Source organism: Tumebacillus avium, from assembly GCF_002162355.1.
In the GTDB taxonomy this organism is placed as follows: Bacteria; Bacillota; Bacilli; order Tumebacillales; family Tumebacillaceae; genus Tumebacillus_A; species Tumebacillus_A avium.
Genome location: NZ_CP021434.1, coordinates 3,087,018 through 3,103,352 on the forward strand (window position 1 = coordinate 3,087,018; position 16,335 = coordinate 3,103,352).

The following is a 16,335-nucleotide window of genomic DNA, read 5'->3' on the forward strand; positions in this document are numbered from 1 at the left end:
AGTTGAGATTTATGTCGTAGCATTTCCTTATCTCAAAAAAAGGAGTGCTACCCATGACGATCACGAGTAAGATATTGCCCGTTTGCTTGCTTCTGGCACTGTGTCTTTCCGCATTGCCTGCTGCCGCTTCTCAAGCTCGAAATAAAACGGAAATTGTGGCCGAAATTGATGACTATGTGAGAGAAAATATGGAAGCAAACCGAATTTCCGGTGCAGCGCTTGCCATCACGTATGGGGAAGAAGTTTTTTATTCGAGAGGGTACGGTGAAGATGCAGAAGGCAGAAAGATAACGGACACAACGTCTTTTCCCATTGCCTCGTTGAGTAAATCGATGACGGCGCTGGCTGTTTTGCAACTCGTGGATGAGGGACTGATCGAGCTTGATGCTCCGTACGGCTCCTACTTTCCCGGTATCTTACCCGAGAACCATCATTTCAACCAGATCACGGTTCGAAACTTGCTAAATCAAACAAGCGGCCTTACCGATAAAGTGAATCCTGACATGACAAGATCTGTTCAATTTCAATCCTTACAGGAGATAAAAAAATCTTTGAACCTCGTCAAGCTGGCCAATGATCCAGGTGAAACATACAGCTACCATAACCCGAACTATCAATATCTCGCTTTGCTGGTTGAACAGGTCAGCGAGCAGCGATTTTCTGAATATCTCCAGCATCATATCTTTGTGCCGTTAGGGATGAAGGACACGTTTAGCGTCAGTACGACAGAACAAATCAATGAGCATCCTGCCGTGGTGCAAGGGCATTATCTCTTGCTGGGCAAGCCGACCCATACAGACGAACCGTTATGGTTTATCGAGGGGGCGGCCGGAGTGATCTCGACCGCCCGGGATATGGAAAAATGGATGCGTGCGCAATTTGATCCTCGACTTCTCTCCCCTCAACTCATGGAACAGTACCATGCTGCCGGGCAACACTCCCCATATGGTATGGGGTGGCTTGCTTCCAATGATGACGGTTGGGGCAGCACAATCTCTCACTCGGGAATTTTCTGGACGTACAAGTCTGAAGAACGTGTATTTTTGGAGAAACAGTTGGGGATCACCATGATGTTCGACACCGGCATAAACGCTTTCGTTGATTATTCCTCATTTGTAAGAGGCATCTCCCAAATCATGAATGGAGAAAAAGCCGACATTCCCGCTTTAAACAGCCGAAACATGGAAATGGCAATGAGTTTGCTGATGGTTGGAACGATTTTCTGGGGCGGGTATTCTTACTTTCGAATGAAAAAGACCGATAATTGGAAATCGTCATTTCGCCGAAAGTTGATCTTTTCTTCCATTTGGTCGTTATCCCCCGTGCTTGTACTTTTATTTCTTTCGCCTATTTTCTCATTGATCGGCGGCGGGAGGGTATTGCCTTGGATCGGAATCTGGTTGACAATGCCATCTCTCATCATCTGGCTCGTCCTCTTATCGCTTGTAAATCTACTAAGCATTATCTGCCGTTGCTGTATTTATTATAAAGTAAAAAAGGAGAGTAAAAGCGGCGTAGTACCGCAATGAGTATCAGCAATTAGCATTCGATTTTTCAGCACAGAATGAATACAGCCGAAAAAAACATAACCTGAGTTCGATTGAATACCGAACTCACCGACGCAGCGACCGGCCACTGGGCAATGAAGGTAAGGGATGTAGAGTTGGCTCTTTGAACCGGGTATGCTCTCCAGAAGCAAAGGAGATAGTATGGTGGGACGGAAGTTGAAGTTCGAAAGGGGATGTAGGGTTTTGAAAAAACTCCTGCTTACTGCCTGTCTGCCTTTGACCTTCCTCACCTGCTTTACTCAAAATATTCAGAGTGTGGATGCAATACCAACGAGTCAGGAACAAGTGAAAGCGCCTGCGCCGTACGATGCGAATGCTGCACTTCAAGTCTTGCGAGATGGAAACGAACGTTACGTTGCGGACAGAATGAAACATCCCAATCAAACGGCAGCCCGGCGTTCAGCGGTTGCGAAGGGGCAGCTTCCCTTCGCGATGATTCTGAGCTGCTCCGATTCCCGCGTTCCGCCGGAAGTCGTGTTTGACCGGGGGCTTGGTGATCTGTTTGTCACTCGCGTCGCCGGCAACGTGATCGGTGACGAAGTGCTCGGAACGTTAGAATACGGTGCTGAACACCTGCATGTGCCGCTCATCGTGGTGATGGGACACGAGCGATGCGGGGCAGTCCAAGCAGTTGTGCAAGGCGGTGAACCGCCAGGACGCGTGAAAAGTTTGCACCAGCGCATCGCTCCCGCTGTGCAAGCAGCGAAAAAGCACCACCCTGCCGATCTGGTCGACGAGTCGGTTCGCATGAATGTGAAGCTGGTTGTCGATCAGATTCAGCAGTCTCAACCTGTGCTCGCCTCGATGATCCGGCAAGGGAAAGTCAAAGTCGTTGGAGCGCGGTATGACCTTGACAGCGGTGTGGTAGAATGGCTGTAAGCAAACATATGAAAACCGACAGGACAATCCTGTCGGTTTTTATATACTCTAAATTAGAATAAAGAGGCGGCGATCAAACATTGGGCGGCATAATACGTCACCATGACGGATAGATCCCCGGCGATCGAAGTTTTCTTGAAACGACACCACGCGAGTATTGAATCGGAGATCAAAAAGGATACCGCACCTGCCACAAGGAATGTATCGCCTGACCGGTAAGCCGACCAGACCATGACGAGAATCACAAGGATGTAGCAAGCAACGGCGAAGAGCAAGCCGCTTCCTCCTGATGACTGCACACTGCGGAACAAAAGTAGAAAATAGACGATGCCAAACAAGGCTAAGGCGAGGGCTGCTCCGATGCCTGTTTCACTTCCTGCACTTTGTTGTAAAAACGAGACGATGTAACAGAGATGGGCAGCCAGAAACGACACCAACCCCAGAACAAACCGATCGCTCGGCAACACCAAAAACACATCTCCGGCCAACGAGAGAACCAACCCGATCAGAATCCATACGGCCGTCGATTGCTCAAGGTCCGCACCGAGCCAAGCCATCAAAAGAATCAAAATCATCGTCAAAGGCTTCCATACATACCGCGCCTTCTTCCATCCGCGCGTGATCGCTGCAAGATCCATCAAGCCGCTCCCGATGACAGCACCCGCTATCACCCACATTTTTACGCCCTCCTTTTTCAAAATCTTCCAAGTAAATCGTAACACACCTTCTCCTATTCAATAAACCCCATCAGCCGTCTGACATGATTGGCATTTTCCTTCGAAGTGAGGAGTTCCAAAAGGGTGAAAGCAACTTCGAAAGCGGTCGAAGGGTTGTAAGAGGTGATGATATTCTGATCCACCACAATCGGCTGATCCGGAATGACAGTGGCGCCAAAGGCAGCCAACTGTTTTTGGCGGACGCGATCGTTGAGGTTGTAGGTGGTCGCATTTCGGCCTTGCAGAATTCCGCTTTTGCCGAGCACCAAAGCCCCTACGCAGATCGAAGCGATCACTTTGCCTTGTGCGTTGAACGCCCGGATTAAATCGAGAACATCCTCGCGGTAGGCATCCTCATAAAAACCGGCCGTTTCAAATCCTCCTGGGAGCGCCAAGGCATCAAAGTCATCGACATTGACGTCCGACACCAACAGATCGGGCAAGACCGTAAAAGCAAACGTGCAGCGCAATTTCTCACGGGTGCCGACCGTAATAATATCTGTTGTGCCGTCGCCTTCGTCTTTGTTCCAGCCGACCACATCTGAAAATACGCTGGCCTCCACAGCTTCAAAACCGTTTGGCAACAGCAAGCAGACTTTTTTCATCTTGATCATCTCCCGAATGTTTTGAGTTCGAACAGTACCGGTACTACTCAGAATGTTATAATACAAATACATATTCGTAAAACTGAATTCACTAAATGTTATCTTTAGAATATCTGATAATACCCGTTGCCCAGGGAGGGAAACGCCATCGAAATTCGTCAGTTTCTCACGTTCAAAACGGTCGTTGATTTGAAGAGCTTTACCAAAGCTGCGCAAGCGCTGCAATATTCGCAGGCGACGATCACGTCTCATATCCAACAGCTGGAGGCTGAAATGAAGACTCCTTTGTTTGATCGGCTGGGGAAGAAAATTGAACTGACCAACTTCGGACGTGAGCTGTATCCCTATGTGGAAGAACTGCTCACGGCCTATGAGAAGATCCAGACTATCACCTCTGAAGATCACAGGATCAAAGGGGATCTGCGGCTCGGAGCGTCGGAAACGATGACGGTCTACAAACTTGGCCCCATCTTGTCGGAGTATAAGCGGCGGTATCCCGAGGTGAACATTTCTCTGATCAATGATGATTGCATCAATCTGCGTGGGCGGCTGCATGCGGGAGAGATCGATCTGGCGATTGTTTTGGAACCGAAAGTCGAAGATCCCAATTTGACTGTGGAAGTCTATTCGGAAGAGCCGCTGGTTTTTATCGCCGGCACCGATCTGCCCATCTCCAGCGTGGAGCAGGCGGGCGGAGAGTGTATGATTTTTAGCGGCAAAGAATGTTCGCTGCGGCGGTTTTTTGAGGCCTATCTCGTGGGAAAAGGGATCGATACCTCGAACAAATTGGAGTTTACCAGCATGGAAGCGATCAAACAGTGTGTGGCAAACGGTCTTGGAATCAGCCTGCTGCCTTCGATCAGTGCCGAAGCTCTGCTCCGTGAGCACAAGGTCAAAACGCTAAGTTCGGCAGAGGGCGACCCGCTTTTTTATGCCCAAGTGGTATACCACAAAAACAAATGGCTGTCCCCGGCACACCGGAAGTTTATGGAGTGCATGTTTGAGTGATCATCGATCCTGTTCGGAGGAGATACAATGGGGAAGTACATGAGAATTGGCGGATACTTAACCCTACTGTTCATCGCGGGCGCTGTTATCTTGCGATTGGTTCTTAAAGAAACGGGCATTCTGATGTTTTGGAACTATTTGATCTTTGGGGTTCCGATCCTGATCGCGTACTTCTCTGTTTGATACGATGGATAATCCGGAGAATCTTCATGTGAATGTGCCTAATGCACAGCGGACGATGTTTGGCTGTTAAATGTGGATTTTAAATGTTAGGATATGAAGAAAAGGGGTGTTCTCATGAACAATCAACAACTGCTCGCCGCTTTTGCCAATCTTTCCACACCGCTGGTGGCCGATGCTTGTTTGCGTTTGAAGATACCGTATCGGATGGCGCCGACAGGGTTGCGTCCGGTCATGACCGGTGCGCGCACCGCAGGCAGGGTGCTGCCGGTGAGGCACTATGGCAGCGTCGATATTTTCCTGGAGGCGATGCATGCCGCACAGGCAGGGGACGTGCTGGTCATCGACAATCAGGGCAGAACGGATGAAGCCTGCATTGGCGATCTGACCGTTTTAGAAGCCAAAGCCAGCTCGCTTGCCGGGATGCTGGTCTGGGGATTGCATCGCGATACCACCGAACTGATCGAGATTGATTTCCCTGTCTTCAGCTACGGCTCCGTCCCCAGCGGCCCGCAACGGCTGGCGGAGCGCGAGCCTGAAGCTCTGCACAGCGCGGCGGTTGGCGCGTTCACAGTCAGTGGTGAAGATGTGGTGTTTGCCGACAACGACGGGGCGCTTTTTGTTGCTGGAAAAGCGGATCTGGTGCAACTGATCGAAGTTGCGCAAACGATCGCCCAAACGGAACGCCGCCAAGCGGACATGATCTCCTCCGGGAAAACGCTGCGCGATCAGCTGAGATTTGCTGAGTATCTGGATAAACGGGCGGCAAACGCCGAATACTCGTTCCGCGATCACCTGCGCACGATTGGCGGTTCGATTGAAGAATAGCAATAAAAAGTCGAACTGGACGTAGTGGCTGTGCAACGATGGCCTAAGATGAACCCCTGAGGGGTTCTTTCTTTATGTTAAAATGAGGAAGAGGTGAGACCATGGAAAACCTGACGATCGAAGTAGTAAAAGACGGCAACATCGAACAGTGCCGGGAGTTGTGCAACGAACTGATGGCGTTTCAAAAGTCGATGGCGGTGATGGCGCCGGAGAGTTTTGACACGATGACCTTTGATACCCGCATGAAAAAAAGTTACGAAAACGCGTTGGCCAGCCAAGTCATTGTGGTGAAAGATAACGGAACTCCTGTCGGGTATGTGTTTTCAACGATTGATAACATTGAACACAGCAAAAACATGATCCCGGCTTGGGCTCCAGTTGAAGATCTGACAACCACAAAAGGATTTTATCCGGATTGGGCGGATCTCCCGAACAAAGTCGGCCTGTTGAACAACTTGTATCTGCGCGACGAATATCGGGCATCGGGGCTTGGTTCCAAGCTGTTTGAGAGGGCGATGGAGTGGCTGGAGAGCTTCGACGATGTGGATGTGATCTTTGTTTTTGTCTCCAACGGCAACGATGCGGCGCTGAAATTTTATTTGAGCCGCGGATTTACATACAGCCACGAGGTGTTTGACGGTTTTATCACGGCGGTGTACAAGTTTAAGAACGCTGAACCGAACCCGCGATAAAATAACGACTGATAAACCGCCCCAGGCAACCGATCAGGAAATAGATGGGGAAGGAATAGTAGAACTTCCACGAATAGGGCTCATACATGCCAAGCGCAACGACGATCGGTTCGCCGATGAACGCAAACACAAAGGATACGATCAGCAACGCCCAGGCAAAGCTTTTGGTCGAAGTAAAATATTTGCAGACCATCATGTAAGCAACAGGGAGCAACCCAAGGTCAAACGCGATGGCACGCGGCAGCAGCGGGACGAGTTCGTACGGATAGCCCCATAAGGTCAGAGTTGAACCGATCGTATCTAATAATGACGAGACGATCATGATGAACAAGGCGTTGGGGAGCAGGTTTCCGTCCTTTTTGCGGTCGCTGACCAGAATCCAAATGATCCAGGGGATGGTGAGGATGCCGACCAGAATCCACCAGCGATAGGTTAGGAATACATAGTGACTCCAATGATGGATATCCTGTGTGGCGAGTTTTTGCTGAATGTCGATCAGTTTGGCGAACTCCGCGTCTTTCATGTACACCCCTCCTCTGTGACCTTTCGGATAGTGTATCCAGACTTGGAATTCTTTTTACGTACTCCATGAAAGGCAGTTTCCTATGCTATAATTACCACATGTATCATTCGTAATCCGAAATAATTGGAAATGAGTGTGTTGCACGCAATGAACATGGGGTATCTATACGCAGTGCTGGCCTATGTGATGTGGGGGCTCTTGCCGATCTATTGGAAGCTGTATCAGGAGATCGGAGCCGGGGAAATCTTGGCGCACCGCATCATTTGGTCGGTTGTTTTTGTCATGATCTTGCTTACGTTTGCGAAGCGCTGGAGCAAGTTGAAAGTGGCCGTGCCGGATCTGAAGAGCAAGCTGGCTGTGGCGATGTGTTCGGTCTTAATCACGGCGAACTGGCTGATCTATATCTGGGCGGTGCAGAACGACCGCATTTTGGAAGCGAGCCTGGGGTATTACATCAACCCGCTGGTCAACGTGTTCCTCGGGGTCTTCTTATTAGGAGAACGCCTGTCGAAGCTCCAGTGGACAGCAATCGCACTGGCCGGGGTCGGGGTGTTGATCATGACCGTTTCCTACGGGCAATTCCCGTGGGTGTCGATCACGCTGGCGCTGTCGTTTGCACTGTACGGCTATACGAAGAAAAAAGTTCAGGTCGACCCGATTGTCGGACTGTCCTTGGAGACGCTGATCGTGCTGCCTTTTGCCGTTTTGTACCTCGTCTTGGTGGAACAGGGCGGGCAGGCGATGCAGGTATTGTCGGGCTGGAAACTGGCAGGTCTCACGCTGGCCGGCGTGGCGACGGCGCTGCCGCTGCTGTTCTTTGCAGAAGGCGTCAAGCGGCTGCCTTTGTCGGTGATGGGCAGCATCCAGTACATGTCGCCGACGATCTCGCTGCTGCTTGGCGTGCTGGTGTACGGAGAAGAGTTTACGACCATTGAGATGATGAGCTTTGGCCTGATCTGGAGCGCGTTGGTGCTGTACTCGCTGCAGATGGTGAAAAAGAAAAAAGTGGTCGTTACCACGCCTGTGACGACAACGACCACGTAGATAGAACGCCATCGGTCTTGGACTGGTGGCGTTTTTGTTTTGGGTCTTGCAAGAACTGGGCGGCTTGCATAGAATTGGATATAAAAATTGGGGGAGTTAAGATGCAAACGGTGCTGGGTACATGTAAACTGCGTCCGGCTGTACACGGGGACGCGGAGGCGGTGACCGAACTGATCATCGCGACCGATATCGAAACGTTTGGCAAGCCGGATTTTTCGTTGGGAGACTTGCTGGAGATCTGGGAGAAGCTGAGCTTGGCGACGAACACCTGGGTAGTGCTCGGGGCAGACGGGGCGCTGCATGGATATGGCTCGGTGGAAGAGATGGGCGAAGGGCGTCTGGATACATACATCTATGTCAACCCGGCCAGCAAGGGGCTGGGGATCGGCAGTCTCTTGCTCGACAAGGCGGAGGCGCGGGCGTGTGAGTATGTGGCAGACTATCAGCGCAAAGGGATCGAATATGAATTTAATAACATTGTGGCAGGCCGGAACGGACTGGCTTTTGAGCTGCTGGAGAGCAGAGGGTATGCGGTCAGACGCCTGCATGCCCGGATGGAGATCAAGCTGACCGAATCCCCGGCCCTGCCGGAAGCGCCTGCGGGCGTGACGGTGCGTCCGTTTGAGCAAGGGCGCGATGAGAGGGCGTTTTATGAGGCGCATCGCCAATCGTTCCAAGATTCGCGGGGCTTTCATGAAAAGCCGTTTGCAGAATGGCTGGAAGGCAAGACGGGGGAACAGTATGACCCGCGGCTGTGGTTTCTGGCCACGGTGGACGGCGATGAAGAGTCGGCCGGGTTTATCATCGTCAAGCATTTGCCCGATTGTGTCTGGGTGGACCTGCTCGGCGTGACGCGCGGGGCGCGCAAGAGAGGGATCGGGGAGTATCTGCTGAAGAAGGTCTTTTATGAATCTTGGCAGCAGGGGCGCGACACGATCGCCCTCACCGTCGACCTCGGCTCCCTGACCAATGCCAGCCGCTTGTATGAGCGGGCGGGCATGCAGGCCGACTATGAGCTGTTTATGTACGGGAAGGAACTGTAAAACTGAATGATAGAAAAAAGGTTACTCGGGCGAGTAACCTTTTGTTTGTTATCGATTAGTCCCAGTAGAATGCGCCGGTCAAAGTGATGTTGTACGTGTTGGGGTTGTACAGGTATACATCATAGGTGCCAGCGGTTACGCGCGGGAGCTTGTTGATGTCAGCCGAGTAGCTGCCGGCCGATTGGGTGAAGTTGTAGACGATCGTAGTTGTGCCCGGCACACGGAAGAACACGCGGTACGGACCGCTGAAGTTCCCGCCGATCGAGGTCAGCCCGGTCGTATAGAAGGTGCCGAGTTTTACCGAGTAGCTCGGGTACAGCAGGGAATTAAACGAGAAGGAACCGGTCGCATCCGGCGCAACCACGTGGCTTTGCGTAATCGGCGCTTTCGATGCTGTTTTGGTCGGAGCTGCAAGAGCTGCAGACGGCGCAACCGTCGCCAGCACAGCAAAGGTGGCAGCGAGAAGAACAGATTTTTTCATTTTGGTAACCTCACTTTAGTATATAATAGGAATAACAACTATAATATAATATTATAAAATAAAATAATCAAGATAAATATAAAGAAAAAGAGGACATCTTATAAGAAGATGTCCTCTTGCTTTACGATGTTAAATTTCGGCCGAGCTTTTACTCGACCACCGTTGGTTCTTTTGGCACGATGTACTTTTTGATCAGGCGCAGGCTGTCTTTGTGGCGGGAGACCAGCCCTTTTTTGTTGTCGAATTTCTTCGCGATGTCGCTTGGCTTGGCGGCCGGTTTCAGCAACGGGTTGCGGCGGGAGACCATGCCGTTGCTGAGGTAGAAGTTGTGCGTGATCACCGTCTTGCCGGCGCGAAGAACGAACTCGATCACCGCAAACAGCTGGTCGAGGTCGCGGGAGATCATTTTGAAGGAGTCGCGGAACAGAAGCGAGATCTCTCCGTTTTGAATCTGTGTCAGATCATTTTGCAGGCTGCCATCTGCGATCTGTTCCAGTGACGGCAACTCGGTGCTGCCTGCCGTGACAGCTTCATAGGTCTTGGGCAGACGGGTGCTGTGCGCGAGCTGGTAGAAAGCAGTCCAGGCGAGGGGATACTTATCCTGTAACGCTCCAAACGGGTCGTTATCCGGCGCGGTCAGCTCGCTGGCTGCCGCTGCGAGGTCAACGTCTGCGAAAAATTCGATCGCCTGCGTGGTGATCGCCCGGATTTCGCTGTCATCGAGCAGCCCTTGTGCGCTGTGCAGATCCTGCAACTGCTGGCTGTTGCGCACAGCCAGCACGATCAGCGCGTTGACATCACGGTGAAACGGCATGTAAAACGTGGCTTCTTCCAGCGCCGGTTGGAGCAGGGTAGAGCGGTACTCTTCATCGTTCCAGCGAGCGAGCAGTGCGGTCAAGCGCTGCTCGATCTCGCCGGATACAGCGGCCACGGTATCATCGTTCAGGTCTTTGTTGCGCAGGAACACGCTCAAGTGTTCCGTGAGATAAGTCGAGATTGGATTAATGATCGATCACTCCTTGGGGATTGCTGTCAATCTATACAAGTATTATCGCCCGGCTCCTTCTTGTCAATTCGATATCGTGCAGCAATGCGTTTTTCGTTTAGCTGTAAACAGGAAGTTAGCCTGCACATCTCGAAAAAAGGAAAGAAGGAGTGGGAAGGGGAGCGGAAAATGCACTTTTTACGGCCATATGTAAAAAAATACGCGAAGCCATTTAGTGTGGCAGTTTTGTTTTTGACATTTGAAGCGATCTGCGACTTGATGCAGCCAACGATCATGTCGATGGTGATTGATGAAGGGATTGCCAATCGGGACCTGAGCTACGTGTTTCAAATGGGCGGGCTGATGCTGCTGATCACGGCGCTTGGCGCAGTGGCCGCTTCGGTGCGCAACGTGGCGGCGAGCGTGGTCTCACAGAACTTCGGGACGGAACTTCGCTCCGATCTCTATCGGAAAATTCAAACTCTGTCCGCCCACAACTTGGACAAATTTGACCAGGCATCGCTGATCACCCGGCTGACCAACGACGTGACGCAGGTGCAGGTGTTTGTGAACGGGATGATGCGCATCTTCGTCAAAGCCCCGCTGATCTGCATCGGCGGGCTGATCATGGCGACCCGGTTGAATCCGCAGTTGGCGGTGGTGCTCGCGGTCGTTGTGCCGGTGGTGGCGGTGATGATCGTCATCAATATGAAGATCGGCTACCCGTATTTCCAAAAGGTGCAGAAGGCGCTCGACCGCGTGAACGGCGTGATGCGGGAGTATCTGTCGGGCATGCGCGTCGTCAAGGCGTTCAACCGCTTTGATTACGAAGTGGCGAAGTTCAGCGGCGCCAATGAAGAATTTCAGACCCGCTCGATCGCGGCCGCCCGCGTGATCGCCGTGTTCAGTCCGATGATCATGCTGACCGTCAACATCGGCATCGTAGCCGTCCTGTGGATCGGAGGCGTGCGCGTCGACCAAGGCAACATGCAGGTCGGGCATATCATCGCCTTCACCAACTACATGACGCAGATTCTCTTTTCGCTGATGCTGATCTCGATGGTGTTTAACATGTTTGTCCGCGCGCGGGCCTCGGCGGGGCGGGTCGGCGAAGTGTTTGCCGAAGAGAACGTGATGACCTGGCAGGAGGAGCAGCCGGCCCCGGTGGCCGATATGCAGGGCCGGATCGATTTTGAAGGAGTGTCGTTCGCGTATGACGGCGAGCCGGTGCTGAAAAACATCACGCTGAGCTGTCTCCCGGGGGAGACGATCGGTCTGATCGGCTCGACCGGCTCCGGGAAGAGCTCCCTCGTCGGACTTCTGCTCCGCTTTTACGATGCCGACACGGGGACGATCAAGGTCGACGGCGTGAACATTCAAGAGCTGAATCCGAAGAGCCTGCGGGAGAAGATCTCGATCGTGCCGCAGAAAACCACGCTGTTCACCGGCACGATTTTGGAAAATATCCAGTGGGGCAATGAAAACGCGACCTTGGAAGAGGTGGAACGGGCAGCAAGGATGGCGGAGGCGGAAGAGTTTATCGCCAAAACTCCGGAAGGCTACCACACCCGCCTCGGTCAAGGCGGCGTCAACCTGTCCGGCGGACAGAAGCAGCGTCTGTCGATCGCCCGCGCCTTGGTGCGCAATCCGGAGATCCTGATTCTCGACGACAGCACCAGCGCCGTTGACGTGGCGACCGAAGGCAAGATCAAGACGGCGCTGAAAACGTACGCCACAGGCTTGACCTGCATTCTGATCGCCCAGCGAATCACCTCGGTCATGGACGCCGACAAGATCGTTGTGCTCGATCAAGGCGAGATCATCGGGCTCGGCACGCATGAAGAGCTGATGAACACCTGTGACATCTATCAGCAGATCTACCAATCCCAGATCGGCAAGGAGGTGCAGTAGCATGTCGGATGGAGCAAAACGACAAACGCAGGCACCGCAGCCCGCACCTGCGATCCCGGGACGGCCCGGAGGGTTTGGCAACCAGCGCGGAGGTCCGGTCGTCAAGCCGAAGAACTTCAAGTCCACGCTGAAACGGCTCTGGCACTATTTCGGCAAAGAGCGCAAAATGCTGTCTTTGATCTTTGCGCTGATCCTGATCGATGCGGTGATCATGTTTACGGCACCGTATCTGATCGGGCGGTCGGTCGATGCGATGTCCCTGACAGGCGGCGGGGTGGATTTTGGCCTGTTGGAAGTGACGGTGCTCGTGCTGCTGATCGCCTATGTCGCTGATGCGGTCCTAACGTTTATGCAAGGCTGGCTGATGGCCGGGGTCTCGCAGCGGATCGTGAAAAATCTGCGCGGGGCGCTGTTTGGCAAACTGCAGAAGCTGCCCGTCTCCTTTTTTGACACGCGGACGCACGGGGAATTGATGAGCCGTTTGTCAAACGACATCGACAACGTGAGCAACACGATCTCGCAGTCGACGACACAGCTGATGTCCGGCTCGATTCTGATCCTCGGGACGCTGGGGATGATGATCGCGCTCAGCCCGATTTTGACGGTGGCGACCTTGATCACGATCCCGCTCGTCTACTGGCTGACGCGGTCGATCGCCAAGCGCACGAGCGTGTTGTTTAAAAACCAGCAGATCCAACTTGGCAAATTGAACGGACATATTGAAGAGACGGTCACCGGACTGCAGGTGGTCAAAGCGTTTAACCATGAAAACAAAGTGATCGAAGAGTTTGAAGAAGTGAACCAGGCGCTGCGGGAAGTCGGCTTGAAGGCGCAGATCTGGTCGGGCTTCCTGATGCCGATCATGAACGTAATCAACAACCTTGGATTCGCAGTGGTCGCGGTGGTTGGCGCGGTCTTGGCGATTCAAGGGGATGTGACGATCGGGATCATCGCCAGCTTCCTGACCTATTCGCGGCAGTTCGTCCGGCCGCTGAATGATCTCGCGAACACGTTTAACGTGCTGCAGTCGGGCGTCGCCGGAGCGGAGCGGGTGTTTGAAGTGCTCGACGAGCAGGAAGAGCCGGCCGACCGTCCGGGCGCGGTGGAGCTGAAAGACCCGAAAGGCCATGTTGTCTTCGAAAATGTCAGTTTCGGCTATCGGCCGGATGTGCCGATTCTAAAAGATGTCAGCTTCGAGTCCCCGGAAGGCAGCAGCACCGCGCTGGTCGGACCGACCGGGGCCGGCAAAACGACGGTGGTCAACCTGCTGACCCGCTTTTATGATGTGACGGGCGGGGCGATCTATTTGGATGGCCGCGACATTCGCGATTATACGCGGGACAGTTTGCGCAAAAGCTTTGGCATCGTGCTGCAGGACACCTATCTGTTCTCCGGCACGATCAAGGAAAACATCAAATACGGACGTCCTGACGCCACCGACGCGGAAGTGGAGACGGCGGCGAAGATGGCGAACGCGGATGTGTTTATCAAACGCCTGCCCAAGCAGTATGACACGCTCCTGTCCGAAAACGGCAGCAACCTCAGCCAAGGGCAGCGTCAATTGCTCGCCATCGCGCGCGTCATTCTCGCCAAGCCGGGCCTTTTGATCCTCGACGAAGCGACGAGCAGCATCGACACGCGCACCGAGCTGCACATTCAGGAAGCTTTGCTGCAAATTCAGCAAGGGCGCACCTCCTTCATCATCGCGCACCGCCTGAACACGATCCGCGACGCGGACACGATCATGGTCGTCGATCAGGGGCGCATCGTGGAGCAGGGCAGCCACGATCAGTTGATCGAGCAGCAGGGCCGTTACTACAACATGTTTGTGAATCAGTTTAAGAACCTCGAAACTTTGCTCGATGATCCTGAAAAAGGCCACGGACTCGCTTGAGTCTGTGGCCTTTTGCTTTGCTGCTTGCATATTTCTACATTTAGTGACATTAATTGTAGAAGTAAGCAGTAACAAAAGGAGGAAGTAACATGCCGAAATTGATCTGCATCGACCCCGGACACGGCGGGTATGACCCGGGCGCGGTGGCGCAAGGCGTGCGGGAGAAAGACATCACCTTGAAGATTGGTCTGCAATTGCGCGACCTGCTGCGCAAAGCGGGCTTTGACGTGATGATGACGCGGGAGTCCGATGTGTCGCCGGGCGGCTACAAACAGGTCGCGGCCGACTTGCGGGAGCGCTGCCGCATCGCCAATACCAAAGGAGCGGATGTATTTCTGTCCCTGCATGTCAACGCAGGCGGCGGGCGCGGCGCGGAGCTGTATGTATATGACAAGGGCGGCCCGATCGCCAAGCTGGCGAAAGGCGTGATCACGGGCGTTTCGACGATCTGCGGAACGCATGGACAGGCGGTGCGCGACGGCGGCCCGAACGGGACGGGGTTTGCCGTGATCTGCAGCACGGAAGCGGATGCGATGCTTTTGGAGATCGGGTTTATCGACTCGGACGACCTGCCGAAGATCCAGGCCAATCTCGACAAATTTGCCCCGCTGATCTGCCGGGCATTTTGCGAGTTTTATGGCGTGAAGGAGACTGACGGCCACACCGACGGTCAGGAGCCGCCTGTGCCGCAGATCCTCGACCGCAAAGCGGCAAATCTGGTGATCGCCCAGCTCGGCGCATTGACCAAGACCGGAACGGACGACGTGCTGGTCGCCTGCAATTACGCGGCCAACTCGCTGCGCCGCGCCTTGTCCCTGCCGATCACCGAGACCAAAGGCGTCCCGACGGCCAGTGCGGCCGGCAATGTGATCGAAGTGCTTGGCGCGCTGTGGAAGTGTGCGGAGAGTCAGGACATTCAAGACGCGTACCACTATGCGGCAGATGCTTTGCGTGGGGCGCAGCAGAACTGATCGCCTGGTTATTTCAGCTCCTGGGAGACCGTGTTCACGTTGCCGAGCGGGTCCTGAAAGTTGAAAAAGCAGACATCCGGATAGCGCTGAATCTCAGTCAGCAGCGTGGCGCCTCGCTCCTCCAGGAAGTGGTACGCGGCTTCGATGTCATCCGTGTCGAACATCATCGTCAGCGTGAAAAAGAAGACCGGGCCCTCGACGTTAGCAGGTTGCGAAAAAATCAGTCATATTTTACCAGACCGTGGCCGCGATGGACGCGGTTTTTGTTTGTCCAGCGTGGATTTATGGTAAGCTATGGGCAAAGGAGGAACGAACTCATGACCTCTCATTTTTTTACCAAATTAGGTCTGGCGCTGTTTCTTGGCCTTCTCATAGGGATCGATCGTCAACTGCGCAACAAGCCGCTTGGTGTGAAGACGAGCATGGTGATCTCCGTGGCGAGCTGTCTGATCACAATCGTGTCGATCGAGTCGGTGCACCTCTATTCGGACCCTGGACACACCACGATGGACCCGATGCGACTGGCCGCCCAGGTCGTCAGCGGGGTAGGTTTCCTCGGCGCCGGTGTCATCTTGCGCCGCGGCGACGATGTGATCTCAGGTCTGACCACCGCGTCGATGGTCTGGGCGGCGTCGGGGCTTGGCATCGCCGTGGGTGCGGGCTTTTATCTGGAATCGATCACCGCGATGGTGCTGATCATCCTGGCGATCAACATCTTCCCCGCCTTCATCAAACGAGTTGGCCCAAGCTCGCTGCGAGAACGGGACTTGACGGTCAAACTGATCGTCGATGTGGAGAGCGGAGACGATCTCGACCAGATCTTCAAACAGATCAAGCAGCTCGACATGCAGGTCAGGCGTGTGAAGATCAAAGACTACGAAAAAGCGTACCAGCTCTTAGAGATGATCCTCATCGCCCCCAAAGACCGCTACACCACCGACGTTTACGCGTCACTAAAAGGCCTCCCGCACATCGTGACAGTGGAAGTGCAAAGCAGGTAAACTAGA

17 protein-coding genes are annotated in these 16,335 nt (G+C 53.5%); 11 read left to right on the forward strand and 6 right to left on the reverse strand.

Annotated features, from left to right (window positions below; genetic code table 11):
* Positions 1-53: 53 nt before the first annotated feature.
* The gene (locus tag CBW65_RS14790; protein WP_087457481.1) at positions 54-1,529 is read left to right on the forward strand and encodes a serine hydrolase domain-containing protein; all 1,476 of its coding nucleotides are present in this window, start codon (positions 54-56) and stop codon (positions 1,527-1,529) included.
* 471 nt (positions 1,530-2,000) lie between these two features.
* Entirely contained in the window at positions 2,001-2,447 is a 447-nt protein-coding gene (locus tag CBW65_RS24595) for a carbonic anhydrase (RefSeq protein WP_198299625.1), read from the forward strand.
* Positions 2,448-2,500: 53 nt separating this feature from the next.
* Here the strand turns inward: CBW65_RS24595 and CBW65_RS14800 are convergent, their stop codons facing one another.
* Positions 2,501-3,124, reverse strand: coding sequence for a lysoplasmalogenase (locus tag CBW65_RS14800; RefSeq protein WP_087457483.1), 624 nt, complete (start codon positions 3,122-3,124; stop codon positions 2,501-2,503).
* Between the two features lie 53 nt (positions 3,125-3,177).
* On the reverse strand, positions 3,178-3,768 hold the full coding sequence (locus tag CBW65_RS14805; RefSeq protein ID WP_087457484.1) for a DJ-1/PfpI family protein: 591 nt from the start codon (positions 3,766-3,768) through the stop codon (positions 3,178-3,180).
* 189 nt (positions 3,769-3,957) lie between these two features.
* On the opposite strand from CBW65_RS14805, the gene CBW65_RS14810 reads away from it, so the two are divergent.
* From CBW65_RS14810 to CBW65_RS14820, 3 genes are all read left to right on the forward strand, one after another.
* On the forward strand, positions 3,958-4,776 hold the full coding sequence (locus CBW65_RS14810) for a LysR family transcriptional regulator (protein WP_232463340.1): 819 nt from the start codon (positions 3,958-3,960) through the stop codon (positions 4,774-4,776).
* A gap of 297 nt (positions 4,777-5,073) precedes the next feature.
* A complete protein-coding gene (locus CBW65_RS14815) occupies positions 5,074-5,784 on the forward strand; it encodes an RraA family protein (protein ID WP_198299626.1) in 711 nt (236 codons plus the stop codon).
* 101 nt (positions 5,785-5,885) lie between these two features.
* On the forward strand, positions 5,886-6,476 hold the full coding sequence (locus CBW65_RS14820; RefSeq protein ID WP_087457485.1) for a GNAT family N-acetyltransferase: 591 nt from the start codon (positions 5,886-5,888) through the stop codon (positions 6,474-6,476).
* Here CBW65_RS14820 and CBW65_RS14825 read toward each other — a convergent pair.
* The gene (locus CBW65_RS14825; RefSeq protein WP_087457486.1) at positions 6,448-6,999 is read right to left on the reverse strand and encodes a CBO0543 family protein; all 552 of its coding nucleotides are present in this window, start codon (positions 6,997-6,999) and stop codon (positions 6,448-6,450) included. The two genes, CBW65_RS14820 and CBW65_RS14825, sit on opposite strands and share 29 nt — an antisense overlap.
* 147 nt (positions 7,000-7,146) lie before the next feature.
* Between CBW65_RS14825 and rarD the strand changes: the two genes are divergently transcribed.
* Complete coding sequence (gene rarD, locus CBW65_RS14830; RefSeq protein WP_087457487.1) at positions 7,147-8,043, forward strand: EamA family transporter RarD; 897 nt, start codon at positions 7,147-7,149, stop codon at positions 8,041-8,043.
* A gap of 101 nt (positions 8,044-8,144) precedes the next feature.
* Complete coding sequence (locus tag CBW65_RS14835) at positions 8,145-9,086, forward strand: GNAT family N-acetyltransferase (RefSeq protein ID WP_087457488.1); 942 nt, start codon at positions 8,145-8,147, stop codon at positions 9,084-9,086.
* A gap of 55 nt (positions 9,087-9,141) precedes the next feature.
* Here CBW65_RS14835 and CBW65_RS14840 read toward each other — a convergent pair whose 3' ends face one another.
* Positions 9,142-9,567 carry a hypothetical protein gene (locus CBW65_RS14840; protein ID WP_087457489.1) on the reverse strand — a complete coding sequence of 142 codons (426 nt, stop codon included), beginning with the start codon at positions 9,565-9,567 and terminating at the stop codon, positions 9,142-9,144.
* Positions 9,568-9,715: 148 nt separating this feature from the next.
* Entirely contained in the window at positions 9,716-10,534 is an 819-nt protein-coding gene (locus CBW65_RS14845; RefSeq protein WP_087457490.1) for a hypothetical protein, read from the reverse strand.
* 207 nt (positions 10,535-10,741) lie between these two features.
* On the opposite strand from CBW65_RS14845, the gene CBW65_RS14850 reads away from it, so the two are divergent.
* The 3 genes from CBW65_RS14850 (at position 10,742) to CBW65_RS14860 (ending at position 15,328) form a co-directional block, all read left to right on the forward strand.
* Positions 10,742-12,463 carry an ABC transporter ATP-binding protein gene (locus tag CBW65_RS14850; RefSeq protein ID WP_087457491.1) on the forward strand — a complete coding sequence of 574 codons (1,722 nt, stop codon included), beginning with the start codon at positions 10,742-10,744 and terminating at the stop codon, positions 12,461-12,463.
* Position 12,464: 1 nt separating this feature from the next.
* Positions 12,465-14,357 carry an ABC transporter ATP-binding protein gene (locus tag CBW65_RS14855; RefSeq protein ID WP_087457492.1) on the forward strand — a complete coding sequence of 631 codons (1,893 nt, stop codon included), beginning with the start codon at positions 12,465-12,467 and terminating at the stop codon, positions 14,355-14,357.
* Between the two features lie 89 nt (positions 14,358-14,446).
* Positions 14,447-15,328, forward strand: coding sequence for an N-acetylmuramoyl-L-alanine amidase family protein (locus CBW65_RS14860; protein WP_087457493.1), 882 nt, complete (start codon positions 14,447-14,449; stop codon positions 15,326-15,328).
* 8 nt (positions 15,329-15,336) lie between these two features.
* Here the strand turns inward: CBW65_RS14860 and CBW65_RS24280 are convergent, their stop codons facing one another.
* Positions 15,337-15,492 (reverse strand): VOC family protein, encoded by a 156-nt coding sequence (locus CBW65_RS24280; RefSeq protein WP_157721961.1) that lies wholly within the window; start codon positions 15,490-15,492, stop codon positions 15,337-15,339.
* A gap of 153 nt (positions 15,493-15,645) precedes the next feature.
* Between CBW65_RS24280 and CBW65_RS14865 the strand changes: the two genes are divergently transcribed.
* Positions 15,646-16,329: an MgtC/SapB family protein gene (locus tag CBW65_RS14865; protein ID WP_087457494.1), complete on the forward strand. Its 684-nt coding sequence runs from the start codon at positions 15,646-15,648 to the stop codon at positions 16,327-16,329.
* Positions 16,330-16,335 lie beyond the last annotated feature (6 nt).